Origin of the sequence: Capnocytophaga stomatis (assembly GCF_002302635.1) — a bacterium.
Lineage (GTDB): Bacteria > Bacteroidota > Bacteroidia > Flavobacteriales > Flavobacteriaceae > Capnocytophaga > Capnocytophaga stomatis.
Map to the genome: position 1 here is coordinate 2,529,039 of NZ_CP022387.1, position 25,442 is coordinate 2,554,480.

The 25,442-nt window shown below is 35.3% G+C and carries 20 protein-coding genes; 6 read left to right on the forward strand and 14 right to left on the reverse strand.

Going from position 1 to position 25,442, the window contains the following annotated elements:
- Positions 1–3: 3 nt before the first annotated feature.
- Both CGC58_RS11220 and CGC58_RS11225 read right to left on the reverse strand, forming a co-directional pair.
- The gene (locus CGC58_RS11220; RefSeq protein WP_095896786.1) at positions 4–1,146 is read right to left on the reverse strand and encodes an AAA family ATPase; all 1,143 of its coding nucleotides are present in this window, start codon (positions 1,144–1,146) and stop codon (positions 4–6) included.
- Between the two features lie 196 nt (positions 1,147–1,342).
- Positions 1,343–1,540, reverse strand: a complete 198-nt coding sequence (locus tag CGC58_RS11225; RefSeq protein WP_308444662.1) for a hypothetical protein — start codon at positions 1,538–1,540, stop codon at positions 1,343–1,345.
- Positions 1,541–1,701: 161 nt separating this feature from the next.
- Between CGC58_RS11225 and CGC58_RS11230 the strand changes: the two genes are divergently transcribed.
- Together CGC58_RS11230 and CGC58_RS11235 are read left to right on the forward strand one after the other, a co-directional pair.
- Positions 1,702–1,974, forward strand: coding sequence for a hypothetical protein (locus tag CGC58_RS11230; protein ID WP_157909258.1), 273 nt, complete (start codon positions 1,702–1,704; stop codon positions 1,972–1,974).
- Positions 1,975–2,119: 145 nt separating this feature from the next.
- Positions 2,120–2,617 (forward strand): stage II sporulation protein M, encoded by a 498-nt coding sequence (locus tag CGC58_RS11235; RefSeq protein ID WP_095896789.1) that lies wholly within the window; start codon positions 2,120–2,122, stop codon positions 2,615–2,617.
- Positions 2,618–3,627: 1,010 nt separating this feature from the next.
- Here CGC58_RS11235 and CGC58_RS11250 read toward each other — a convergent pair.
- Positions 3,628–5,754, reverse strand: coding sequence for an elongation factor G (locus tag CGC58_RS11250; RefSeq protein WP_095896792.1), 2,127 nt, complete (start codon positions 5,752–5,754; stop codon positions 3,628–3,630).
- 218 nt (positions 5,755–5,972) lie between these two features.
- Positions 5,973–8,606 (reverse strand): sodium:solute symporter family transporter, encoded by a 2,634-nt coding sequence (locus CGC58_RS11255; RefSeq protein ID WP_095896793.1) that lies wholly within the window; start codon positions 8,604–8,606, stop codon positions 5,973–5,975.
- Positions 8,607–8,754: 148 nt separating this feature from the next.
- Here CGC58_RS11255 and CGC58_RS11260 point away from each other — a divergent pair, with 148 nt between their 5' ends.
- A complete protein-coding gene (locus tag CGC58_RS11260; protein ID WP_095896794.1) occupies positions 8,755–9,345 on the forward strand; it encodes a DUF3109 family protein in 591 nt (196 codons plus the stop codon).
- Positions 9,346–9,365: 20 nt separating this feature from the next.
- On the opposite strand, the gene rimM is transcribed toward CGC58_RS11260, so the two are convergent.
- The 4 genes from rimM to CGC58_RS11280 all read right to left on the reverse strand — a co-directional run bounded on the left by rimM (position 9,366) and on the right by CGC58_RS11280 (position 12,866).
- Positions 9,366–9,893, reverse strand: a complete 528-nt coding sequence (rimM, locus tag CGC58_RS11265) for a ribosome maturation factor RimM (protein WP_095896795.1) — start codon at positions 9,891–9,893, stop codon at positions 9,366–9,368.
- 1 nt (position 9,894) lies between these two features.
- The gene (locus tag CGC58_RS11270; RefSeq protein WP_095896796.1) at positions 9,895–10,416 is read right to left on the reverse strand and encodes a 30S ribosomal protein S16; all 522 of its coding nucleotides are present in this window, start codon (positions 10,414–10,416) and stop codon (positions 9,895–9,897) included.
- A 112-nt stretch (positions 10,417–10,528) separates the two neighbouring features.
- The gene (locus tag CGC58_RS11275; RefSeq protein WP_095896797.1) at positions 10,529–11,521 is read right to left on the reverse strand and encodes a sensor histidine kinase; all 993 of its coding nucleotides are present in this window, start codon (positions 11,519–11,521) and stop codon (positions 10,529–10,531) included.
- Entirely contained in the window at positions 11,505–12,866 is a 1,362-nt protein-coding gene (locus CGC58_RS11280; protein WP_095896798.1) for a sigma-54-dependent transcriptional regulator, read from the reverse strand. Before CGC58_RS11280 ends, CGC58_RS11275 begins: the two co-directional genes overlap by 17 nt.
- A gap of 280 nt (positions 12,867–13,146) precedes the next feature.
- Here CGC58_RS11280 and CGC58_RS11290 point away from each other — a divergent pair, with 280 nt between their 5' ends.
- Both CGC58_RS11290 and cydB read left to right on the forward strand, forming a co-directional pair.
- Positions 13,147–14,487, forward strand: a complete 1,341-nt coding sequence (locus tag CGC58_RS11290) for a cytochrome ubiquinol oxidase subunit I (protein ID WP_095896800.1) — start codon at positions 13,147–13,149, stop codon at positions 14,485–14,487.
- A gap of 5 nt (positions 14,488–14,492) precedes the next feature.
- Positions 14,493–15,569: a cytochrome d ubiquinol oxidase subunit II gene (cydB, locus tag CGC58_RS11295; RefSeq protein WP_095896801.1), complete on the forward strand. Its 1,077-nt coding sequence runs from the start codon at positions 14,493–14,495 to the stop codon at positions 15,567–15,569.
- An 86-nt stretch (positions 15,570–15,655) separates the two neighbouring features.
- Here cydB and CGC58_RS11300 read toward each other — a convergent pair whose 3' ends face one another.
- Entirely contained in the window at positions 15,656–17,758 is a 2,103-nt protein-coding gene (locus tag CGC58_RS11300) for a M3 family metallopeptidase (RefSeq protein WP_095896802.1), read from the reverse strand.
- A 162-nt stretch (positions 17,759–17,920) separates the two neighbouring features.
- On the opposite strand from CGC58_RS11300, the gene CGC58_RS11305 reads away from it, so the two are divergent.
- Entirely contained in the window at positions 17,921–19,201 is a 1,281-nt protein-coding gene (locus CGC58_RS11305; protein ID WP_095896803.1) for a replication-associated recombination protein A, read from the forward strand.
- A 26-nt stretch (positions 19,202–19,227) separates the two neighbouring features.
- Here CGC58_RS11305 and CGC58_RS11310 read toward each other — a convergent pair whose 3' ends face one another.
- From CGC58_RS11310 to secDF, 5 genes are all read right to left on the reverse strand, one after another.
- A complete protein-coding gene (locus CGC58_RS11310; protein ID WP_095896804.1) occupies positions 19,228–19,428 on the reverse strand; it encodes a hypothetical protein in 201 nt (66 codons plus the stop codon).
- Between the two features lie 2 nt (positions 19,429–19,430).
- Positions 19,431–20,207 carry a nucleoside triphosphate pyrophosphohydrolase gene (mazG, locus tag CGC58_RS11315; RefSeq protein WP_095896805.1) on the reverse strand — a complete coding sequence of 259 codons (777 nt, stop codon included), beginning with the start codon at positions 20,205–20,207 and terminating at the stop codon, positions 19,431–19,433.
- A gap of 140 nt (positions 20,208–20,347) precedes the next feature.
- On the reverse strand, positions 20,348–21,130 hold the full coding sequence (locus CGC58_RS11320; protein ID WP_095896806.1) for a zinc ribbon domain-containing protein: 783 nt from the start codon (positions 21,128–21,130) through the stop codon (positions 20,348–20,350).
- A 2-nt stretch (positions 21,131–21,132) separates the two neighbouring features.
- The gene (locus CGC58_RS11325; protein WP_095896807.1) at positions 21,133–22,230 is read right to left on the reverse strand and encodes a Nif3-like dinuclear metal center hexameric protein; all 1,098 of its coding nucleotides are present in this window, start codon (positions 22,228–22,230) and stop codon (positions 21,133–21,135) included.
- A 152-nt stretch (positions 22,231–22,382) separates the two neighbouring features.
- Positions 22,383–25,346: a protein translocase subunit SecDF gene (gene secDF / locus CGC58_RS11330; protein ID WP_095896808.1), complete on the reverse strand. Its 2,964-nt coding sequence runs from the start codon at positions 25,344–25,346 to the stop codon at positions 22,383–22,385.
- Between the last annotated feature and the right edge of the window lie 96 nt (positions 25,347–25,442).

Sequence of the window (25,442 nt, forward strand, 5' to 3'; positions counted from 1 at the left end):
TTTTTAATTTTTAAAACCTATTTTTGAAGGTTCAGAGTTCTCCTTAAATTCCTTAATATTAATGTTTGTCAATTCTGCCAGAGAATAAGGTTTGTTTACAGTGATTTGTTTGTCAGTTGATTGCAAATATTTGTTTGCTTTTTCAACGGTGAGTTCTCTGAATTTGTACTCCGCAATAAGTCGTCCTTTTCGCAAAAGTGCAGGGTCAATTTTTGAAATATCAGAGTTGAAAGTGCAAATTAATTGACATTCAAGCACATCGGAAAGCATACCATCGGCGATATTTAAAATAGAAGAAACTACATCTGTGTTGCTGTTAAAAACAGTTCGCTCAGCGATGTAATTTTCACAATCTTCCAAAACCAAAATCGAATTTTTATTGCCAATTAATAACCCGATAAAAGCAGGGTCAGTGAGTGAACCAATCATCGTTGTGGGAATAAAAATAAATTTCTTATTTGGAATTTGGCTTGTTAACCATTTGATATAGTTTGTTTTACCAGAGCCTGCAATGCCGTGAAACAGAACCACTCCTTTCGTGTCATTGGTCAAAACATTTTTGACACGATTGTGAACTTCTAAAAAATCGTCATTGTACATTGTCTCAAAATCAATGCGATATGGTTTTATGGTGTGCGTTTTTATTTCAAGTCCGACTTGAGTTTTCAGCAGAATTGACACTTTTGAATCCTTAGAAACATATTTTTCAATGTATTCCGAGAAGAGTGCAGTTAAGTTTTCTTTCGTTTTTGGATTTGTATTTTCGTAATACACGTAATTCACCTTGAAAAGCCCGTCTTCAAAAATTTGGTTGTCATATTCATTGGATAAATTCTTATCTGTCAATATAAAAACCTCTAAATCAGGATGAAAATAACATTCCTCTGATTCAAAAAGTTCATTTTGCTTTGAAGCATAATCAACGGTGTAATAGTCGGTGCATTTTACAAAATGTTTCAGTTTTTCTTTCTGAATTACCAAATCTTCTCCGCTCAAATAAATTCGAGTCATCAGGTCATCTAACAAACATTGATATGGATTGCTGTAAGTCAGCATTTTAAATTTATCTACAACTTGAATGTTGTCATCGCCATCGGTTTGTAATAAGTTAATCGGACGATAATATTTAGAATCTTGTATTTTCATAAATAAATGGTTTAAAAAACATTCAAAAAAACGAAAAAAGTTCGCCTTTTGAAAGAAAAAATTTCCGCAAAGGTATGAAATGTGCCGAGAAGTTAAAAGATAAAAACTCAAATTTGATTTGAAAATACAAAAACAAAGGCGAAACGTTTTTCCGAAAATAGTAACGTTTCGCCTCAAAATTAAGATATTTAGTTTTTTATCCTTTCAATAATTTCTCTTGAACTTCGTGGCTCATCACCTGATATCCCCATAAATGTCGGCTGAATTTTGATTTTCCTTGCGTAATGGAACGCAACGAAGTGGAATATCCGTACATTTCGGCAATCGGAACTTCACATTTTGATTCAGCCTCTCTTTCAAAGATTTCCGAAAAAAATAAGAAGAGTTTTACAATATAAAAACTTCCCTATCTCCGAAAATGAGAATCATTGTTAGAGAAATATTTTTGCAATTTACAAGCCATACCAATAAGTTAAAAAATGTTATTTTTTTGGATATTCAGAATAAAATTCTACCTTGCGACAAAATAGGTAACGTAATTATAAATTTAACTTTTTGTGTCATGAAACAGTAAGATTATTATTAAGTTTGGTTATTTTGTGTGGCTCATTGGCTTCTATTTCAAAAGTGATAAACGAGTCTCCTGTAAGTTCTAATGCTTGGGTAGGAGCAGCATACCTCTATGCAACACAGACTGACAGCTCACCTGAGGTGGGAGCCATCTTTGGAGTAGTAGGTACGGTAGAGAGTTCTGTATTGGGATATGGAGCTGCTTTGGCTTGGGGAGGTCCTGTCGGATTAGCAGTAGGGCTAGGAGTGGGCTTATGATGATTGTGAATTAATAAGAGCCTATTTTAAATTTATATAAACACATTATTTATATGAATGAAATATGTTTCTGATTTATTCTCTAATATTTTTTTCAATATGATAAGGTAGTTGATAAACTTAAAATAGACTTCAAATTTGCTCTATGAAATTAAAGATTCTTACAGTATTAACCTTTTTCTTACCTTTTGTAGTAGGTTTATTCTTAATTGAGGTGAATGATGTCCCTATAAAGGAAGAATCTAACCCGAGTTTCTTAGTATTGGATAAAGTTGATTTACTATTTAAGATACTTGCTAACAATACCTATGTTATACTGATAAATGTTTTAGGTTTTTTGTCTTTTGGAGGTATAACTTTGTTAAATACCTCATACAATGGTTTTGTTTTGGGGTTATTTTTTAATACAATCAAGCAAAAAACAAATTTATCTTTAATTTTTAGTTCTTTCCTGCCTCATTCGATAGAATTAGTAGCCATCTTATTATCTTGTTACATAGGGTACTGTTTGTCAATAAAGTTGTACCATTATATTTTTAAAGAAGTTATGGAGTTTAATTTTAAAGATATAAAGAAAATATTATTTTGTTTAATAATTGTTTTTATATCTTCTTTATTAGAGGTTTTTGTTTCTATAAGATAGCTATGATAAATACTAAGAAACCACTATTCATTCCTTTATCAATTATTTGTTTTTCTTTTATTATTTCTTTTGTCATAGAGCAAAACATACTTAAAATAAATAATTCCAATTTTCATAAGGTTATTGTTACAATAAATAATATTGCATCTATCATATCCCCTTTGTTAACTCTAATTTTATCTTTTTTAAGTTCAAAATATATTATAAACTATTATAAATTAGGTACAGTAATAAATTCAAAGGAATTAATTCAAATTATATGTAAATCTTTATTTCCAGTAGCATTTATATTGTTAATTATTCTTATAATTATTGTTTGTAACATTCACAAATTAGACTACTCAAAAGATGTGGAAGAATTTAATAGTAAGGAAATATTTTATAATTTAAATATAATTGACTTAAAATTTATTCACGATGTGTCTTGGATATTATTTTACACATTGTTTGTTATTGCATTAACAGAAAGAAATATCCCCTTAGTCAAATCATTTGTTATTGTAATTGTTCCTGTTTTACTTTTTTTATTGTTTAAAATTTCCATATGATGTAATTATGAATAATTTCAAATGTCCATACTGTAATCATACACAGCCCTTTCTCAAAACATTCAAAATTAAACCTTTGCTTGAAACCAATTGTTCTAATTGTGGGAGAAGGATTTATCCTAAATTCAACAAACAGATTCAATCTACGTGGACTTATACTTTTTTATTGGGAATTGTTTTAGGAGTGGCTCCTCCTGTGATACTTTTAGATCAAGGGTATGATATTTTTAGAGCCCTCCTGTCAGGATTATTTTTAGGAATTATAATGATTTTCTTATACACTTTTATTATTTACCAAACTACAAAATTTGAAAAATGATAATTCAGAAATTCGAAATAAAATGTAAAAACTTTGTCAAAGTCCAATAGAATTGATATCCAATACAAAAAGAACTTCGACAAAGTTTATCAAAAAGGCAAATATGATTTACCAATACTTCGAGCGAAGAATGTTTACTTCTACTAATTCTTAACCTCTGTAATTCCTGATGACAGCAGTTTCTCCTGTACTTCGTGGTTCATTACCTGATACCCCCACAAATAACGGTTAAATTTCGATTTTCCTTGCGTGATGGAACGCAACGAGGTAGAATATCCGTACATTTCCGCAATTGGAACTAACGCCTTAATTTGCTGATATTGACGAATATTGTCAATCCCTGTGATAACGGCTCTTCGGCTTTGCAAATCGGTCATTACATCGCCCATCGCAACGGTATCGCAAAGCACTTCCAACTCGTAAATGGGTTCCATAATTTTCGGAGAGGCATTTTTGAAGGCTTCCGAAAAACCTGCCGATGCCGCCAACTGAAACGCAATATCGTTAGAATCAACAGGATGCATTTTTCCGTCGAAAATACTTACACGTATGTTTTGGCAATACGAACCCGTTAGAGGTCCTTCTTCCATTTTGGTCATTATTCCTTTTTTAATGGCACTGATAAAACGCGTGTCAATACTTCCGCCCACGATGCACCACAAGAAATGCAGATGTCCGCCCCAAGGCAGTTCGATAAGTTCCTCCTTACGAACGTTCAAATCAGTAGGCAAAGGAGCATTTTCATCATAAGGTTCAATGCGTAAATGCACTTCGGCAAACTGTCCCGCTCCACCCGATTGTTTTTTATGACGATATTGAGCTTCAGCAGCTTTTGAAATGGTTTCACGATACGGAATTTTCGGACGAATAAGTTCCATATCAATATTATATAACGATTTGATGCGTTGTTTTACCACATCGAAGTGCATTTGACCTTGTCCGTGAATGATGGTTTGTTTCAGTTCGGGCGAATATTGCAAAGTGAAAGTTGGGTCTTCTTCCTGAATGATATGCAGGGCGTTAGTTAGTTTTTCAAAATCCGATTTTGAAGGAGGAACCACCGCCATACGAATTTTCATTTGAGGGAATTTTATCTTCTTGATTTGAATTTCGTGATGTCCTTCGCCATTCAAAGTATTGTTTGTGTGTGAATTTTTGAGTTTTATCGTAACTCCCAAATCACCAGCGACTAACGCCTCTACAGATTCTCTGTTTTTTCCGTTTACTACAAATATTTTATTTATGCGTTCGTCTTCGCCATTCATTTGATTTTTAAGCGTTTCACCGCTTTTGAGCGTTCCGCTATATACTTTGAAATAACTGAGTTCTCCAATTTGTGGTTCGTTCAGTGTTTTGTAGATAAAAATACTTGTAGGAAGAGAGGCATCGGGAGCGATTGTTTGACCGTTTTGAAGTTCTTTATCAGGTTGTTGCAAAGGTGAAGGGCAAATATCACGAATGAAACCCATAATGCGTCCGGTTCCTTTATTTTCTTTTGCCGAAGCACAGAAAACAGGGAAGAAATTTTGTTTTCCCATAGCCAACTGAAGCCCTTTGGTAAGTTCTTCTTCGGTTAATGTTCCTTGCTCAAAATAGCGTTCCATTAGTCCTTCTTCTTCCTCAGCGGCTATTTCAACAAGCTGATTGTGAATTTGTTTTGCTCGTTCGAGTACTTCTGTTGGAATAGGTTCTTTTTTAGGTTTTCCTCCGTTGGAATCGAAAGTGTACATTGTCATACGCAACGCATCAACGATGTGGTTGAATCCGTTTTCCAATTTGTAAGGGAACTGAACTTCAACCACTTTGCTTCCGAAAGTGTTTTTGATTTCTTGAAGTGATTTTTCAAAGTCAGCCTTTTCGTGGTCTAATTGATTGATTACAAATAGGGTAGGGGTTTTAAATTCTTCAATATAATCTTTATGAAGCTCATTTTCAACCTCAATTCCTTCTTTGGCATTGATTACCATTACCGCCGTGTCGGCAACTTTTAATCCTGAGATAGCTTCTCCGATAAAATCATCAAAACCAGGGGTGTCGATGAAATTAATTTTTGCATTTCCCCAAAAAACGTGCATCAATGAACTGAAAATACTGTATTTCTTTTCTTTTTCCATTTCGTGAAAATCAGAAATTGTATTTCCTTCTTCAATGTTTCCGATGCGTGTGGTAGCTCCTGATTCAAACAACATTGTTTCCACCAAAGATGTTTTTCCACTTCCTGCGTGCCCTAACAAGACAGCATTCCGAATATTATTTGTATTATAATCCATAATGAATAAATTTTTTGATTGTGTTAAAAATACCCCATAAAGGTATAAAAAAGTAAAACACAAAGCAAAATAATTTTCATTTTTTTACTTTTTGGAAAAGATGATAATTTTCTTTTTTTAAAATTATTTTTTGTATATATTTGTTTATTAATATTTTATAAAAAATAAAACAGACTGTCTAAAAAGGTAGTCTGTTTTTGTTTTATTTCGATTTTTTATTATTTCTTTCTTGTTTTCCAAGTGATTGATTCAATTCCTTTCTGATTCGGGATAAACAAGCTGAAGATAAATGCAATAACTATGTTGGAAACCATTCCAATGAGTCCGTAAAGCAGAAATGAAAGTCCTGTGTGAGATTTTACCAAATAGAGGATAATCACGCCGGAAACCAACCCGATGAAAGCTGCAACAGAGCCCACACGAGGGAAAAATATTCCTAAAATAAACAAAGCTCCCAATCCGCTGGTTAACAATCCTAAGAAGGTATTGAATTGGTCCCAAAGTGAAGCTATGTTCCACGTAGCCAGTATTATAGCCATTCCTGTTCCTAATAACCCAACAATAACTCCCGACCATCGGGCTACGGTCATTTGCCCTTTGAATGAAGTGTTTTTGAACAAAGTTTTGTAAAAATCGGAAGTAATTACCGCCGAAACCGAATTGATGTTTGATGACAAAGTACTCATTGCAGCCGCAAAAATTGAAGCTATCAATAGTCCTGATAATCCCGTAGGCATTTGTGAAACAATGAATTGAGGGAAAATGGAATCGATATTAGGGTCAGTAATCGACATTTGTTCAGGATTGGATTTGTAGAACGCAAATAACCCCGTTCCGAGAAGGAAAAACAAAATGCTTACAGGCACACTTACAATCCCATTGAGCCAAATACTTTTGGCTGTGGCTTTTTCATTCACGGTGGACATATATCGTTGCACTACCGATTGGTCGCTGGTGTATGAAATCAAAGTATTTGCAAGTCCGCCGAAAACTACGACCCAAAAAACAGGTTGTGAAAAATCAAATCGGAAATCAAACGTGTCTAATTTATTGAAAGTCATTGTTGTATTCCAAAATTCACTGATGCCACCTTCAATTCCTGTAATCATCACTACCAGAGCAGCGATAGCCCCTCCAACCAAGATAAACCCTTGAATAACATCGCCCCAAACCACAGCTTCCATTCCGCCACTCGTTGAATATATGATAGTTACGAAACTCATTATCAAAATGGCATAATAAATATTAAATCCGGTAACGATGTTTAACGCTAATGAAGGTAAAAAAAGCACGATGGCAATTCGGCTTATCATAAAAAAAGTAAAGAAAGCCGATGCAACCCAACGAATTGGGCGATTAAATCGAATTTCTAAATATTGGTAAGCCGTATCGAGTTTGAAACGCAAGAAAAAAGGCAGAAAAAAGCGAATAATTATGGGAACAGCCAAAATTATTGTCATATTGAACATCAACATACGCCAATCGGTAGCGTAAGTTTTAGCTGGAATGGAAATGAACGTAATGGCACTGAGCATAGTAGCAAAAATACTCACACCCACCGCCCACCAAGGGATACGTCCGCCACCTTTGAAATAGTCTTCGGTGTTGTTATTGTTTTTCATAAAGAAAAATCCAAGCCACAACATTCCGATAAAGTAAAGTGCTAATACTGCGTAATTTAGCCAACCGAAGCCTTCTCCTTTTGAAAGTGATAATTTAGTAATTAAAGATGAGCGAATTCCCGGTTTTTGTTCTCCTCCGGCAATATAAATATCCTGATTTTGAGCATCATAAAAAGCGGAAGCCACAGCTACTGTATTGTCAGCTTTTCCCAACGTGAACCATTCATCGGTAATTGTATTGTAAACCAAAATTTCTTTTTCAAAACCTTGATGATTTTTCCAAAGTTCGTTACGAAGTTCTGTGTTTCCGTCATTGATAGCTTTTTCTACTTTATTGAAAACAAGACCTGTATCTCCACCAAAAAGCAAAATACTTGAAGCTCCCACTTTTGTGGCCGTTGAAACTGCCAGAGGTAAATTTCCTTTTGAATTTTGGATGTTTTTTTTATCAATCCATTGATTTTTAGAAGGTTTGAATTGATAAACATCACTGTAAAAAGCAGTAATATCAGCGTTGTTGCGACTTCTTCCTCCAAAAACAAAAACTGAAATCTCCTCTCCATCTTGTTGAGCAACGGCTGCCGCTCCTGAAACGTTTTTCGGATAATCCGGTAATTTTTGCCAGCCTTTTTCAGAATTGTTTATATCCAATTTGATAAATTGCTGAGAGGAATTTCCATCAATGGTTTGTCCTCCAACTACATACACTTGACTTAAGTTAGAAGTTGCTGCTGCACTTTTTACTGCTGTTGGCAAATCTGGCAAGTTTGTAATTTTTATTTTTTTATTTTCGTAAGAAATTAAAAAAGTTTTTGCTGAAATTCCGTTAGGTGTCTGTCCTCCAATGCAAAGCAATCCTTCAGGAAGAGAAATACAGGTTCCTTCGGCTATGGCTTCGGGTAAATCTTCTCCTTGATAAACGACCGATAATTTTCCGTCAGCTAATGTTTCAAATACGAAAACAGTTTTGGAAAATTCTTTTTTACCTCCTTGCCAAGGTTTTTCATTCGGGAAATATGAACCACCTGCTAATATGAAAAACTGTTTGTGTTTTCCGAAGTAAGTCCCTGCTAGCCCTTCGTGAAATTGCTTTTCTTTCAATGAGTTACTATTCCAAACAACGGATTGTTTAAGTTGGTTGATGCTTTTTTCTTGCTGTGCTTTTAAAGAAAAGACCATACCAAAGAAAAAAAGAATAAAAAAAACGATTGGGTAATAATTTTTTCTCATAACAAAAATTTTGGTCTTACAAAGGTATATTTTTTAATTGCTAAAATCAAGAAAAAGAAGGTTATATTTGAGTAAAGAGCTAAAAATTTCATAGTAATGGAACTTTTTTATACTTTTGCACCCCAAAATATTTTTGTAAATTAGAAAAATGATACAAATCGGTGAAACCATAATCTCTGAAGATATTATTGAGAATGATTTTGTTTGTAATCTAAATGCTTGTGCAGGAGCTTGTTGTATAGAAGGCGATGCAGGGGCACCTGTGGAAGAAAGTGAACTCAAAATATTAGAAAAAGTTTACGATAAAGTAGCTCCGTATCTTACTACAAAAGGAACGCAATCAATTGAAAAACAAGGAGTTTATGTGAAAGGAGAAGATGGAGAATGGGAGACTCCACTCATTGATGGAGGAGAGTGTGCTTACGTAATCCGAAATGAGAAAGGATGGGCTTTGTGTGCTATAGAACAGGCTTACAACGATGGTAAAATTGATTGGAAGAAGCCGATTTCTTGCCATTTGTATCCAATTCGTTTACAGGAATATACTTCTTTTACGGCGGTAAATTACAATCGTTGGCAAATTTGTGACGATGCTTGCAGTTTAGGAAAAGAACTTCAGGTTCCGGTGTATAAGTTTGTAAAAGAGGCTCTTATCAGAAAATTTGGAGAAGAATGGTACAAAGAATTGGAGCTAATTGCAGAGTATTTGAAAACCGAAACTAAAAAAACAAGAAAATAGAAGCAAAGTAAAAACGACTACTAATCAAGGTATAAATCAATTAAGCCTTCAGGAGTTTTTACAATGATTTTTTTGTTTTCTCTGTCCACTTTCTCAATAAATTCGTCATTCATTGGAATGAGGATTTCTTTGTCATTATTTTCCACTTCAAATAAGGCTTGTGAAGTGCTGTCGTTTACACCAATAATTTTTCCAACATAACCGTATTCTACATCTTCCATTGTAAATCCGATAATTTCGTGATAGTAGAATTTATTTCCGGTTAATTTTGGAAGAAAGGAGAGAGGCAAGTAAAGTTTATGTTTTAACAAAGCATCGGCATCTGACTCATTTTCAATGTCTTCAAATTTAATTCGCAATAAGTCAGATTTGTGTAAGGAACATTTTTCAACAAAAAAAGGAACCAGATTATTGCCTAAGGCAATAAATACTGATTCCAAATTTTCGTACAATTCGGGGTCGTCAGAGTCTAATTTTACCAAAACTTCCCCTTTAAAACTGAATTTTGATACAATTGTTCCTACATAAAAACAATCTTTCAAAGTCATATTAAGCTTCAGTTTCGTTGTTCTCTTCGTTTGCTACCTCTGCATCAGCAACTTCTTCTGTTGCCTCAACAGCTTTTGCTGCAGCTGCATTTTTACGTTTTTCATTGACTTCTTTCTCAGCTGCCAATGCACTTGCTTTTGCAGAAGCTTTGTCTTTTGCTAATTTTTCTTCTTTTGAAGAAATTTTTCCGGCTTTTTCTTCCAACCAAGCGTTGAATTTAGCTTCGGCTTGCTCCATAGTCAAAGCTCCTTTAGCAACACCACCCAAAAGGTGATATTTTAATAAAACACCTTTGTAAGAAAGGATTCTGCGAGCTGTTTCCGTAGGTTGAGCTCCGTTTTTCAACCATTTCACTGCTGCGTCAATGTTTAATTCAATTTGAGCAGGATTTGAAATAGGGTTGTAAGTTCCTATTTTTTCAAGGAATTTACCATCTCTTTTTGCACGAGAATCAGCTGCAACCACCCAGTAGAATGGTTTACCTTTTTTTCCGTGTCTTTGTAATCTGATTTTTACTGGCATAAGTATTTAATTTGTGAGGTTCACGACCTCGATTATTAATTCAGGGTGCAAATATATATCTATTTTTTGAAATAGAAACAGAATTGAATAAAAATATTTCTATAAAGTATAATTATTTAAAAATCAAAGTGAAAATACTTCCTTTTTCGTTGGATTGTACTGTTATTTTCCCGTTGTGCCGAAGCATAATTTGTCTGCAAAGACTTAAACCTATTCCGGAACCGCTTGTTTTTGTAGAATAAAAAGGAATGAAAATTTTGTCAATTGCTTCGGAGGAAATCCCACAACCATTGTCTTTCACGGAAATATGTACTTCATTTCCTATTTTGGCAGCCGTTACATTTACCTTGGATTCGGTATTTTCTTTACCAGCCTCGTGAGCATTTTTCAGCAAGTTGATAAGAACCTGCTCTAACATATTTCTGTCGGCGTTAAGCGTAAGTTTTTCAGGATAAACAGAATATGTGAAATTTATTTTATCAGAAGCCACCAATTGTTGCAAAGAATTTAGCATTTGTTCTAAATAAATGGGTTGTAGAATAGGTTCAGGAATTCGTGTAAGTTTACGATAATTTTCCACGAAAGTAAGTAAACCTTTGCTTCGTTTGTGAATGATTTCCATTGCTTGATGCATCGTTTTGTATTGAGTAGAACTTACTTCTTTGTGATTTTTTTCTTCACTTAAAGTTTCTGATAACGAGATTATTGGAGCAATGCTATTCATAATTTCGTGCGTGAGAACGCTGATTAATTTCTGCCAAGCTTTGGTTTCTGTTTCGTCCATCATTAGGTTTTGTGTACGATTTCGGAAAGCAGTAAGGGCTTCATTCATCTCTTGATGCAAGTTGTTGATTTCGTCCTTGGATTTGCTATTTGTGAAATTGTATGAAAAATCGGAATGGCGAATACTCATAATCATTCGGTTCATTTTGTCAATCAAACGCTGACGGTCTTGATAAAGTGAGACGGATATTCCAACAACTGATAACCAAATAAATACTGCCGAAAAATAGAAATTCTGCACAAATAGCCAAGTTCCTAAGATTGAAAGGAAAATGTTCGCAATTATTTTTATTATGAATAAATATTTAGTCTGAATTTTCATATTTTTCGATTTTTCGGTAAAGTGCAAATCGTGAAATTCCTAACAGCTCAGAAGCTTGATTCATATTGCCGTTGCATTGTTTTAATGCGGAATCAATAGCTCGTTTTTCTAAAAGTTCCAGATTCAAAATTTCAGAATTTCTTTTATGATTGGTAGCAGGTTTCAACATAAAGTCATCGGGTAGCAAGCTATTTCCCGAAGCTAAAATCACAGCACGTTCCATAGCGTGTTGTAGCTCACGAACATTACCCGCCCAATTGTACTGCTTGAGTTTGCGTTGTGCTTGAGGCGATATAAAGCGTATTTCTTTTTTATACTTTCGATTGTATTTTTTCAAAAAGTGTTCTGCAAGTAACAAAATATCTCCTTCTCTTTCTCGCAAAGGAGGAATGTGTAATTCAATGGTATTAATTCGGTAAAGTAAGTCCTGACGGAAAGAGCCGTTTTCTACCATTTGATGTATGTCCGCATTCGTGGCACAAATTAGCCTTACATTAATAGGAATGGGAGTGGTTGCCCCAACTCGGATAATTTGCTTTTTTTCGATGGCTGTCAGTAATTTAGCCTGCATAGCGAGAGATAAATTTCCGATTTCATCAAGAAAAAGCGTTCCTCCTGAAGCTAATTCAAAACGTCCTTTTTTCTCCTTTTTTGCATCGGTAAAGGCTCCTTTTTCGTGTCCAAAAAGCTCACTTTCAAAAAGTTGTTCAGGAATGCTTCCTAAATCAATGTGTACAAAAGGTTTTTCTGAAAGAGGAGATTTGCAATATAACAGATTAGCTATCAGGTCTTTCCCTGTTCCGTTTTCACCCAAAATCAATATGTTTGCATCAGTATTTTTTAACTTATCAATCATATTGAAAAGCGATAACATAGCGTCACTTTCTCCAATAATTTCAGGCATTACACGATTGCTTTCCAAGGCTTCAACCTGTTGTTTCAGGATGGAAACTTCGTTTTTACTCTTTTTAAGTGCAATGGCAGAAGATATGGTTGCCAGTAGTTTTTCTTTTTCCCAAGGCTTCGGGATGAAATCCGTGGCACCCGCTTTGATGGCTTGAACGGCTTTTTCCGTGTCGGCATAAGCAGTGATAAAGACAACAACGGCATTTGGATCTTTCTTTTTTATTTGTTTCAACCAAAAAAGCCCTTCTTGCCCACTTTCTGAATCCTTATTGAAATTCATATCCAGCAGAATAACATCCGGGACGAAAGTTTCCATAAAATGCTCAATGCGTTCCGGTTGTGTTGTTACTTTTATCTTTTCAACATATGACTGTAATAACAGATTCAAAGCGAAGAGTATATCTTCATTATCATCAACAATTAGTATTTTTCCAGACATATTTATTTTAAACTTTTCTCAGGCAAAGATACGGTTTTATTTTTAGAAAATAAGTGCGATTTAGCACCTAAAAAAGTGTGAAAACGCACAGGTAAATGAAGCTCATTTCCTTTCAAGCAGATTGAAAAAGATTTGCTTTTCTCCAAAAACGAAAGTTTCTGAAGCTGATTTAAAAAACGCACTATGTATTAAAAGTTTATTTTAGAGCGATATTATTTAGAATTATTAAATTTTAATATGTAACTTTGCGAATATTTTTAAAATTTAAATTTTTGTTTCTATGGAAGATATGATTTTGTACAATCGATTGCAATTTGCTTTCACAATCACCTTTCATTATTTGTTTCCGCAACTAACGATGGGACTTTCATTGATGATTGTTTATTTCAAGTGGAAGTTTCTCAGAACCAATGATGTTGCTTACAATGATGCGGCAAAATTTTGGATGAAAATCTTTGCCTTGAACTTTGCAATGGGAGTGGTTACAGGTATTCCGATGGAGTTTCAGTTTGGAACGAATTGGGCGAAATTCTCCGAGCTTACAGGCGGGATTATTGGGCAAACGCTGGCAATGGAAGGAATGTTTTCTTTCTTTTTGGAATCTTCTTTTTTAGGAATGTTCCTCTTTGGAGAGAAATTACTTGGGCATAAGCTTCATTTTCTCGCCGGATTTTTGGTGTTTTTAGGGTCTTGGGCAAGCGGATTTCTCATAATAGCAACCCATTCGTGGATGCAGCACCCAGTAGGTTACGAAATTCTTGCCAACGGAAAATTTGTATTGAACAATTTTTCTGCCCTGTTTGATAATCCTTGGTTGTGGCCTTCATATTTACACAATCAGGCAGGGTCGCTCGTTACGAGTTCTTTTTTCGTGACGGCGGTTGGGGCTTTTTATCTGCTCAATAACAAACATAGCAAGTATGGAAAATTATTTGTTAAAAACGGAGTTATTTTCGGAGTTATTTCGGCTGTTTTGGTTGCTTTCCCAACGGGAGATTTAGCAGCTAAAAATGTAGCTAAATATCAACCGGTTACCTTTGCAGGAATGGAAGGGATTTTTGAAACTGAAAAAGCAGGTGCGGAAATTATCCTCATCGGGCAGCCCGATATGCAAAACAAAAAAATTGATAACAAAATAGCTGTACCTAACGTACTTAGCTTTTTAACACATCATCGTTGGGACGCCGAAATAAAAGGTTTGAACGATTTTGACCCATCACTTCACCCAACAAATGTTCCCGGTTTGTATTATGCTTATCATATTATGGTCGGTTTGGGAACTATTTTTATTGGGGTTATGGCTTTTGCTGCTTTCTTACTTTGGAAGAAGCGACTTTTCCGAACAAGGTGGTTACTTTGGGCTTTGATGATGTTACTTCCGTTTCCGTACATTGCCAATACGGCTGGTTGGTACACTGCTGAACTTGGCAGACAACCTTGGCTTGTTTACAATTTAATGCGAACTGCGGAAGGTGTTTCGCCTACGGTTTCCTCTGGAAATACGTTGTTTACATTCCTCGGATTTGTAGGGCTTTACCTGCTTTTGGGCTTACTTTTTATTCTTTTAGTATTCAAAATTGTTAATAAAGGACCTGAAACAAAAATTCAGCTAAATAACTAAAAAATATGGAATTATTCTGGTATATTGTTTTGATGTTTATGTTGGGAATGTATGTCATTCTTGACGGATATGATTTTGGGGCAGGAATTGTGCATTTATTCTTTGCCAAAACTGAAGAAGAAAAGAAGGCAGTAACGAAAGCAATTGGACCTTTTTGGGATGCGAATGAAGTTTGGCTGATAGCCGGTGGCGGAGTGTTATTTTTTGCTTTCCCAACGCTGTATGCTTCTTCATTTAGTGGATTTTACCTACCTCTGATGATGGTTTTGTGGTTGCTGATTTTCAGGGCTATAGGGCTGGAGTTGCGTGGGCAATTTCACAATTCGTTATGGGAAGGATTTTGGGATAAAGCCTTCGGAATTGCGAGCTTGCTGTTGGCACTTTTCTTTGGGGCAGCATTAGGAAATGTTGTTCGGGGAGTAAATTTAGGAATGGTTGAAAATGGAATTTCTACTCAAGAGCCACATTATTTTTTCCTTGCCTTATGGAATCCGACTTTTGACCCTCTTGCTCATCAACAAGGTGTAATTGATTGGTTTACATTGCTTATGGGAGTTTTGGCTGTGGTAACTTTAACTATTCACGGAGCGAATTGGGTGATTTTGAAAACCTCCTCATCACTTAACAAACGTTTGAGAGCCATCATTTTCAGGCTGAATTTTGTTTTGTTATTTTTGGTGATTATTTCAATAATGTCGTGGCAATATGTTCGTCCTGTGCCTTTTCATAATTTTAAGGAACATTTGTGGTTATGGATTTTTCCGATAATTGCTGCGGTGGGGTTATTCGGTCAGTTTCGCATTCGGACTTTTAAAAAGGATGGCACTGGTTTTATGTTTTCCACACTGTTCATTTTTGGAAGTTTTGCAACCAGCGTGGCATCATTATTCCCGAATTTATTACCTTCCACCAATGAAGTAAATCCTTCGCTAACAATTTATAACACAGCAGCTAACGATTATGGTTTGAGTGTGGGGCTGAATTGGTTTATCATTGCAGCCATATTGGTAATTGCTTATTTTGTTATTCAATTCAGGGTATTCAAAGGAAAGTTAGACAATATAGATTACGGAGAACATTGATAATAAGTATTTTATAAAAAAGAAAAACAGCCGAAAAGTTTTTATAACTTTTCGGCTGTTTTTCTGTAAAAAATGTATTGATTCTTTTATTTCAATCCTCTGGCTTTGAGCAACGACTCAATAGAAGGTTCTTTCCCACGGAAGTCTAAATACATTTTTTCATAATCCAATGTGTTACCACGAGAAAGAATCATATCTCTGAAACGCTGACCGTTAGCTCTGGTAAGTCCGCCATTTTCTTCAAACCATTTATAAGCATCGTGATGCAACATTTCTGTCCATTGATATGAATAGTAGCCGGCACCGTATCCTCCTCCAAAAATGTGAGCAAAATATGAAGAACGATATCGCGGAGGAACTTCATCTAATAACAATCCTGTTTTCTTCAAGGCTTCTTTTTCAAAAGCAGTTACGTCATCAATTTTGGTATCCGCAGAGATAGTGTGCCATTGTAAATCTAAGTTTGCTGCAGCCAAAACCTCTGTAAATGAATATCCTTGGTTAAAAGTACTCGCATTTTTGATTTTTTGAACTAAAGATTGCGGAATAGCCTCTTTTGTTTGATAATGAAAAGCATAATTACTTAAAACTTCAGGATGTAAAGCCCAATTCTCGTGGAATTGTGAAGGCAACTCAACAAAATCACGAGCTACAGAAGTTCCTGAAAGTGAAGCATATTGCTGATTGGCAAAAAATCCGTGTAAAGCGTGACCGAATTCGTGGTAAAGTGTCGTTAATTCATCAAAAGAGAGTAGAGCAGGGGCACCATTGGCTGGTTTTGGATAATTGCAAACGTTGTAAATTACAGGCTTTTTGCCTAATAACTTAGATTGCTCAACAAAATTTCCCATCCAAGCTCCACCGCGTTTGCTTTCGCGAGCAAAGAAATCGCCGTAGAAAAGTCCTAATTTAGTTCCATCTTCTTCAAATAGCTCATATACAACAACATCAGGATGATAAACAGGAATGTCTTTTCGTTCTTTGAAAGTAATTCCGTATAGTTTTGTTGCTGCATAAAAGACTCCGTTTTCCAAAGCATTTTTCAGCTCAAAATAAGGCTTAATTTCATTTTCATCTAAGTCATATTTTGCTTTACGAACTTGCTCAGCGTAGAAATTCCAATCGTATGGAGCAAGCTGAAAGTCACCGCCTGTGGCTTTAATCTGAGCTTGAATTTCCTTAGCTTCATTTTTGGCTTTCCCAACAGAAGCAGGGACTAAGTCCTTGAAAAACTGATAGATATTTTCAGGAGTTTTAACCATTGTTTGTTGCAATGCCCATTCAGCATAGTTTTTAAATCCTAACAAACTGGCTTTTTTGGCACGAAGCAAAGCAATTTTTTTAATCACTTCATTGGTGTTATGCTTCCCGCCGTCGGTTCTGTTCCACGCAGATTCAAAAATTTGTTTGCGAGTTTCTCTATTTTTCAAATCTACAAGCAAAGGTTGCTGTGTGGTGTTAAACGTGGGAACTTTCCATTTTCCTTCTGTTTCAAGCCCTTTTAAGGTTTCTTCGCTCAACCCGTCAAGAGAGTTTTTATCCGTAAATACTTGAGCAGAAGCTAAATTTCCTTCTAACAAAATTTGATTAAACTCGGTTTGTAAGGAAGCCAATTCGGAATTGTATCCTTTCAAAGTTTCTTTATCAGCCGAAGACAGATTCGCACCTGAAATTATGAAATTTTCATAATAATGTTCCAATAATTTTTTAGATTCGGTATCCAAATTTAAGTTTTCACGCTTTTCGTAGAGGTTTTTTATTCTCTCAAAAAGTTTGTCATTCAGATATATAGCATCGGAATGGGCGGCAAATTTAGGGGATAATTCTTTTTGAATATTTTTGATAGTGTCGTTGGTTTGTGCAGAGGCTAAAGCTCCAAAAACTCGGTTTGCTCGGCTGAATTCTTCTCCACTTTTTTCCAGAGCTACTATCGTGTTTTCAAACGTTGGTGCTTCCGTATTTTCGGCAATGGCTTTAACGCGTTCTGCCTGCAATTCCATTCCTTTTAACAATGCAGGACGATAGTGTTCGTCTTTGATTTTTGAAAAATCGGGGGCAAAGTACTCTAACGTACTTTCAACTAATAATGGATTTTCTTCCATAGTTTCATTTTTAACTGATTGATTTTCATTGCAACTAACTAAGGCAAGTACCAAAGCCGTTGAGGTTAAAAAATTAGAATGTTTCATAGATATAAATCATTTATGATAAAATTAGTCGCGAAAGATAGGAGTTTATTTTTGAAAAAACAAAAAGTGAGGTATTTTCTAAAGAATGTAACTTGATAAATTATAGCATTCAGGTGAGGTTGAATAAAAGTTTCATATCTTTGCGAAAATATATTTTTGACAATGAATACACCTTTGGCAGAGCGTATGCGTCCGCAGAATTTGGCGTCGTATGTGGGGCAAGAGCATTTAGTAGGCGAAAATGGTTCTTTACGGAAACAAATTGAAAGTGGTTTGCTTCCCTCGCTTATATTTTGGGGACCTCCCGGAACGGGAAAAACAACACTTGCTAATATCATAGCTCAGCAAAGTAATCGTTCTTTTTTTACGTTAAGTGCCATTAGTTCAGGTATTAAGGAAGTTCGCGAAGTTATAGAACAATCCAAACAAATTGGAGGCTTGTTTTCTGCTAAAAATCCGATTGTTTTCATTGATGAAATTCATCGTTTTAACAAAACTCAACAAGATTCGCTACTGCAAGCTGTTGAAAAAGGGTGGATTACGCTTATCGGAGCAACTACGGAGAACCCGAGTTTTGAAGTAATTCCGGCTTTACTTTCACGTTGCCAAGTGTACATTCTCAATGCTTTTGACCGAAATGATTTGGAAAAACTGTTGAAAAATGCCATTGAGAACGATTCGATTTTGAAATCCAAAAACATAAAACTCACTGAAACAGAAGCTCTTTTGCAACTTTCCGGAGGCGATGGAAGGAAATTACTTAACACATTTGAATTAATCGTAAATTCTTCATCAGAAAATGAAATTATTGAAATAACAAATGCAAAAGTATTTCAAATTGTTCAAAAAAATACGGTTCTTTATGATAAAACAGGCGAACAACATTACGATATTGTTTCTGCTTTTATTAAATCTATTCGGGGGAGCGACCCAAACGGGGCGGTTTACTGGCTTGCTCGAATGATTGAAGGTGGTGAAGATGTGAAATTTATCGCCAGACGTATGCTTATTTTAGCTTCGGAAGATATTGGAAATGCAAACCCTACGGCACTCATTTTGGCTAATAATACTTTTCAGGCTGTGACAACGATTGGCTATCCCGAAGCAAGGATAATTCTCAGTCAATGTGCTACTTATCTGGCTTCCTCGCCTAAAAGTAATGCGTCTTATGTGGCAATAAATAAGGCACAACAAACAGTAAAACAAACAGGAGATTTATCCGTCCCGATTCATTTGCGTAATGCTCCAACCAAACTTATGAAGGAGTTGAATTATGGGAAAGATTACAAATATTCACACGATTACGAAAATAATTTTGCTTTTCAGGATTTTTTGCCGGAAGAATTACAAGGAGAAAAATTCTATGAACCGGGAAATAATCAGCGAGAAAACGCAATGCGTGCTTACTTAAAAAATTTGTGGAAGGAAAGGTATGATTACTGATTTTCAGTATTTTACTTATTGCCTATTTATTTTGAAATATCTGTAAGAGAAGCTAAAATTTCTCTGTATTCTTCAAAACGATGCTCCCGAACAGGACGAACGTAAGGCTCTGTATTAAAATAAAGCAACAGACAAGGGCTTATATCTTTGTATTTTTCAACAAATTCATATTTTATCAATTCGCCATTTTTGATGCGTTGCTTTATTTTGTTGTGATACGGATACATCTTTAATCTTCTTTTTTGGCCTCTTGCCAGAAACTCTCCATTTCTTGCAAAGTCATATTTTTCAGGTGTTTACCCTGTTCTTCTGCTTTTTTTTCCAAATATTGGAATCGTTTAATGAATTTTTTATTTGTCTTTTCTAAAGCATCTTCGGGATTAATTTTCAGAAATCTTGCATAATTAATCAAGCTAAAAAGCACGTCGCCAAATTCCTTTTCAATGTTTTCTTTGTTTTTATGCTCAATTTCGTGATGAAGTTCATTGATTTCTTCTTTTATTTTATCAAATACGCCTTCTTTTGAATCCCAATCAAAACCAACACCAGCTACTTTATCTTGTATTCGAGAAGCCTTTACCAAAGCGGGCAAACTGTTTGGCACGCCTTCCAAAACACTTTTTTTACCTTCTTTAAGTTTGATTTTTTCCCAATTACGTTTCACATCTTCCTCATTTTCAACCTTAACATTTCCGTAAATATGAGGATGCCGTTCGATGAGTTTGTCACAAACCGAATTAGCTACATCAGCAATATCAAAATCGTTGGTTTCGCTGCCAATTTTTGAATAAAATACAATATGGAGCAATAAATCGCCTAATTCTTTTTTGATTTCCTGCAAATTATTCTCTAAAATCGCATCGCCTAATTCGTAAGTTTCTTCAATGGTTAGATGACGAAGTGATTGCAAGGTTTGCTTTCTGTCCCAAGGGCATTTTTCTCGTAAATCATCCATTATATTGAGCAGACGTTCAAAGGCTTGCAGTTGTTGTTCTCGGGAATTCATCGGAAAATTAGAAGTTTAAGATTTTAAAGATAAATAGAAATTGTGTTATTCTGCAAATTTATTGTATAAAAAATGGAAATTTGAAAATAAAAACATTGCTTAATTTTCAAATTTCCAAATTCGATTTATTTTGTTTTCTTTTATTTTATGCTGTTGAAAAGAGCTTCCATTTTTTCTCTTTCTTCCTCAGCAAGAGCCGAATCTACCAAAATGCGTCCGCTATGTTCATCAGTGATGATTTTTTTACGAGCAGCGATTTCCATTTGCACTTGTGGCGGAATTGTAAAAAATGAACCTCCTGAAGCTCCACGCTCTACAGGAACAACCGCCAAGCGATTCACCACGCTTCCGCGAATTCTGCGATAAGCGTTCAGCAAGCGGTCTTCAATTTGCTCTGCGTATTCCTCTGCTTTTTCTCTAAGGAAAGTTTCTTCTTTTTCAGTTTCCGCTAAGATAGAATCCAATTCCTCTTTTTTGTGTTTGAGGTGAGCCTCACGTTGAGTTTTTTTCTCCTCAACTTGCTTGATGGCTTCCTTTTTTTGCTCAACTTGAGCTTTTCCTTCTTTGATTCGTTTTTCAGCTAATTGAATTTCAAGTTCTTGAAACTCAATTTCTTTGGTGATGGAATTATATTCTCGATTGTTGCGTACATTTTTTTGTTGTGTGTTGTACTTTTTAATCAAGATTTTAGCTTCTTCTATAATATTTTTCTTTTCGGCAATTCCAGACTGTAAATGCTCCAATTCTTCTTTGAATTTGGATAAGCGATTTTTAAGTCCTTCAACTTCGTCTTCAAGGTCTGAAACCTCTAACGGAAGCTCGCCTCGTACGTTTTGCAATTCGTCAATTTGTGAGTCAATAAGTTGTAAATCATACAACATTCTCAACTTTTCTTCTACTGTAATTTCAGCTTTCTTTGTCATATCTACTGGTAATACTTGATAGGATTTGTGTTTATGTCCGATAAAACGACGGCAAAGTTAGGAAATTTTTTTGTAAGATAATCATATAAAAGCATTTTTGTGAATTGTTCGCTTTCAAAATGACCAATATCGGCAAGTAAAATCTGGTTTTCGGCTTTGAAAAAGTCGTGATACTTGAAGTCTGCACTTACAAAAGCATCGGCTTTGGTTGCTTTGGCTGCGTCAATGGCAAAAGCTCCACTTCCGCCCAATACAGCAATTTTTTTGATTTTTTTTCCTATAAAAACAGAATGCCGAATGCAATCGGTTTGCATTTTTGTTTTCAAATAACTCAAGAAATCTTTTTCACTTATCGCATTTTCAAGCTCGCCAACCATTCCCATTCCTATATGCTGATGAATATTTTCCAAAACATAAATTTCATAGGCAACCTCTTCATAGGGATGATTTTCTTTCAAAGTTTTCAGTATTTTACTTTCAAGATGTTTTGGGAAGATAACGTTTATTTGTGTTTCATTTTCAGTATGTAAGAGATTTTTCTCGCCAATGGCAGGGTTGGAATCATCATTGCCTTTAAATGTTCCGTATCCTTCCAAATTGAAACTACAATTGCTATAATTACCAATTTCGCCAGCTCCTGATTCAAACAATGCTTTTCGTAATGTTTCGGCGTGGTTGTGAGGAACATACGTTACAAGTTTGCGAATTGTGTGTTTTTGAGGAATTAAAATGGCTCTGTTTTTAAGTTCCAAAGCATCACATATTGCCGAATTTACTCCCAAAAACATATTATCCAAGGCTGTGTGCATACTGTAAATAGCAATATCATTTTTGATAGCTTTCATTACCACACGTTCTACGTAGTTTTTGCCCGTGATATTTTTTATTCCGCCGAAAATAATAGGGTGGAAGCTAACAATCAGGTTACATTGCTTTTCAATGGCTTCATCAACAACTTCTTCAAGGGTGTCCAACGTTATCAAAACTTTGGTTACATTCATCTGAGGATTACCTACAAGTAAACCTACATTATCAAAACCTTCCGCGTATGACAACGGACTTAGTTGCTCTATCTTTTGGGTAATATCTTTTACTTTCATAACAGAAATAAATTATTTAGTGATTGAGTTATCTTTTTAAAAAGTGTTTTTTGTAAATAAAACGATTTACTTCACTGCGAAGTTGGGATATATTTTTGCAAAAAAAGCTACTCAAATTAACGAGTAGCTTTTCCCTTTAAAAACAATTATTACTATGAGTGTGATTCTTCCTCTTTTTTAGACTTTTTATCTAAAGTATCATAAAGCATTGGTGCAGCGATAAATATAGATGAATATGTACCAACAACAACTCCTACAATCATAGCGAACATAAATCCTCTTAGCGTTTCTCCACCAAAAATAAATATGGTTACGAGTACTGCCAATGTAGTAAGCGAAGTATTCAAAGTACGGCTTAAGGTGCTATTCAATGCTGTATTGATTTTTTCTTTCGTCCAGTTAGGCTCGTGCATATACTCACGAATACGGTCATAAATGATTACAGTATCGTTCAAAGAATATCCTACAACTGTCAAAATTGCAGCGATGAAAGCTTGGTCAATTTCCATATTGAAAGGCATAAAACTGTAAGTCAAAGAGAAAATACCCAATACCAAAATAACATCGTGAGCCGAAGGTACTACAGTTCCCAAAGAGAATTGCCATCTTCTGAATCGGATTAAAATATAAAAAGCAATTACTACTAAAGCTCCAAGCACAGACCAAACGGCATTACTTTTAATATCTTCCGCAATTGTAGGACCTACTTTCATTGACTGAACAATTCCTAAAGTGTCCTCTGTGGAAGCTCCCACAAAATCTTCATAAGAATATCCTTCCGGTAGGAATTTTTGTAGTCCTTTATAAAGTAATTCTTGGATTTCGTTATCTACAGCAGTACTTTCTTCTTCCACTTTATATTTGGTGGCAACCTTAATTTGGTTTGCAGCTCCGAAAGTTTTCACCTCGGCATTTCCGATAAGCGGTTGCAATTCTTTAGAAACTTCCGCAGGAACTACCGGATGTTCAAAACGGATTTGGTATGTTCTACCTCCCACAAAATCAATACCCTGATTTAATCCTTTAGTAGCTAAAGAAACTATACTTATCAAAATAGCTACTGCAGAAATAATATAACCAACTTTGCGTTTTCCGATGAAATCAATATTAACGTTTTTCAGTACGTTTTTAGTAAGATTAGTTGAGAATGTTAAATTGTGTTTCTTTTCAACACTATAATCTACTAATAAACGTGTTATGAAAATAGCTGTAAACAAGGTAGTTGCGATACCAATAAGCAAAGTAGTTGCGAATCCTTGAATAGGTCCACTACCAAAAGCCAATAGGATAAGTGCTGTTAATCCAGTTGTAATGTTGGCATCTAAGATTGATGAAAGGGCATTGCCAAAACCGTCGGAAACGGCTTGTGAAACACCTTTACCTCTGTCTAATTCCTCTTTAACACGCTCAAATATAAGTACATTAGCATCAATTGCCATACCAATGGTAAGCACAATCCCCGCAATACCCGGTAAGGTTAGTACCGCATTGATACTTGCCAACACACCAAATACAAGTAAAATGTTGAACAACAATGCAATATCAGCATAAATACCAGCTCTTCCATAGTAGAAAATCATCCAAGCAAAAATGATTACTGCTGCAATCAAGAATGAATTCATACCGCTGTCAATTGCTTCTTGTCCAAGTGATGGTCCAACTACTTCTGACTGAACAATATCAGCTCCTGCGGGTAATTTACCTGCTCTAAGCACGTTAGCCAAGTCGATAGCTTCATTTAGGGTGAAGGTACCTGTAATTTCTGAACGACCGCCAGAGATAGCTCCATTAGTTACACCTGGTGCAGAGTAAACGATATCATCTAAAACGATAGCGATATTTCCTTGTTCTTTAAATGCTTTGTCTGTAAGGCTTTCCCAAATTCTGGCTCCTTTTCCGTCCATTTGCATTGAAACAGCAGGCTGATTTCTCACATCAAAAGATTGAGCCGCATCTGTAATTACATTTCCTGTCAAGGCAGCTACATTGTCGCGATTGCCTTTCAAAGCATACATTTCCACTAAGTCTGAATCTTTTGAAGGTTTACCCCAAACGAATTTAGCAAATTGAAGATTAGCAGGTAGTAATCGTTTTGCGTCAGCAGATTTCAAGTAACTATTAACTTTAGCCGTGTCTTTCAAACTCACAGCGAAAAGCACAGGCGAACCTTCATAAGTAGGTACGGGCTTCAACAAATCAAACAAAGGATTAACCTGTTTGGCTTGTTCTGTTGAATCTTTTTTGATATCTGTAAGAAGCGAATCAATTGCACTTGTAGTAGATTCATTAACAGCTTCTTGTGGCTTCATTGTTGATTTGAAATGCTCATTTACAGCACTTATGTAAGGAAGAACATCTATATTTTTGAAAGTTTCCCAAAACTCCAACTGAGCTGTACTTTGCAAAAGCGATTTGATACGTGTAACATCCTTAGCTCCAGGTAATTCGATTAAGATACGACCTGAAGAACCTAAACGCTGAATGTTTGGTTGCGAAACACCAAATTTATCAATACGTTTACGCAATACCTCAAAAGCCGAGGTTATAGACTCATCAACCTTTCTTTTGATGATAGGACGAACTTCACTATCAGACATTTGGAAGTTGATTTCTTCGCTTAACGTTTTGTTAGCAAAAACGTCAGGTGAAGCCAATTTACCTCCATTTTTTTCATACGATTCAAAGAATAAATCCAAGTACGTACGGTCTGTTTTTCGTAATAGTTCATCAGCTTCTGCTAATGATTTGTTAAAAATGGGGTCTTTTGTATTATTAGCAAGACCTTTTAATATGTCTTTTACAGAAATTTGTAGGATTACGTTAATCCCTCCCTTCAAGTCCAAACCTCTGTTTAACTCTTTGTCTTTCACCTTTGCATAGGTGTATTTGGTAACTCCGATGTTATACACATCTTGCCCCAACATAGAGTCTAAGTACTGAGATTCAACTCTTTCTCGTTTCGAAACGTAATTACTCTCTGTGTTCGACACTTTTGCCTCAGCAAATGCCTTGGCTTTGTTCTCCACCCTATTTGCCACATACGTAAATGAAAGCTGAAAGATGCTTACAAGTCCGAATAAAAGTGCAAATAGTTTAATAAGTCCCTTGTTTTGCATTTTTTAAAATTAATTACTTATTCTTTTTTTCTTCAATCGGCAAATATATACAATTTAAGTAATATATAACACTTTATGTTTGTTAAATTTTTAAGT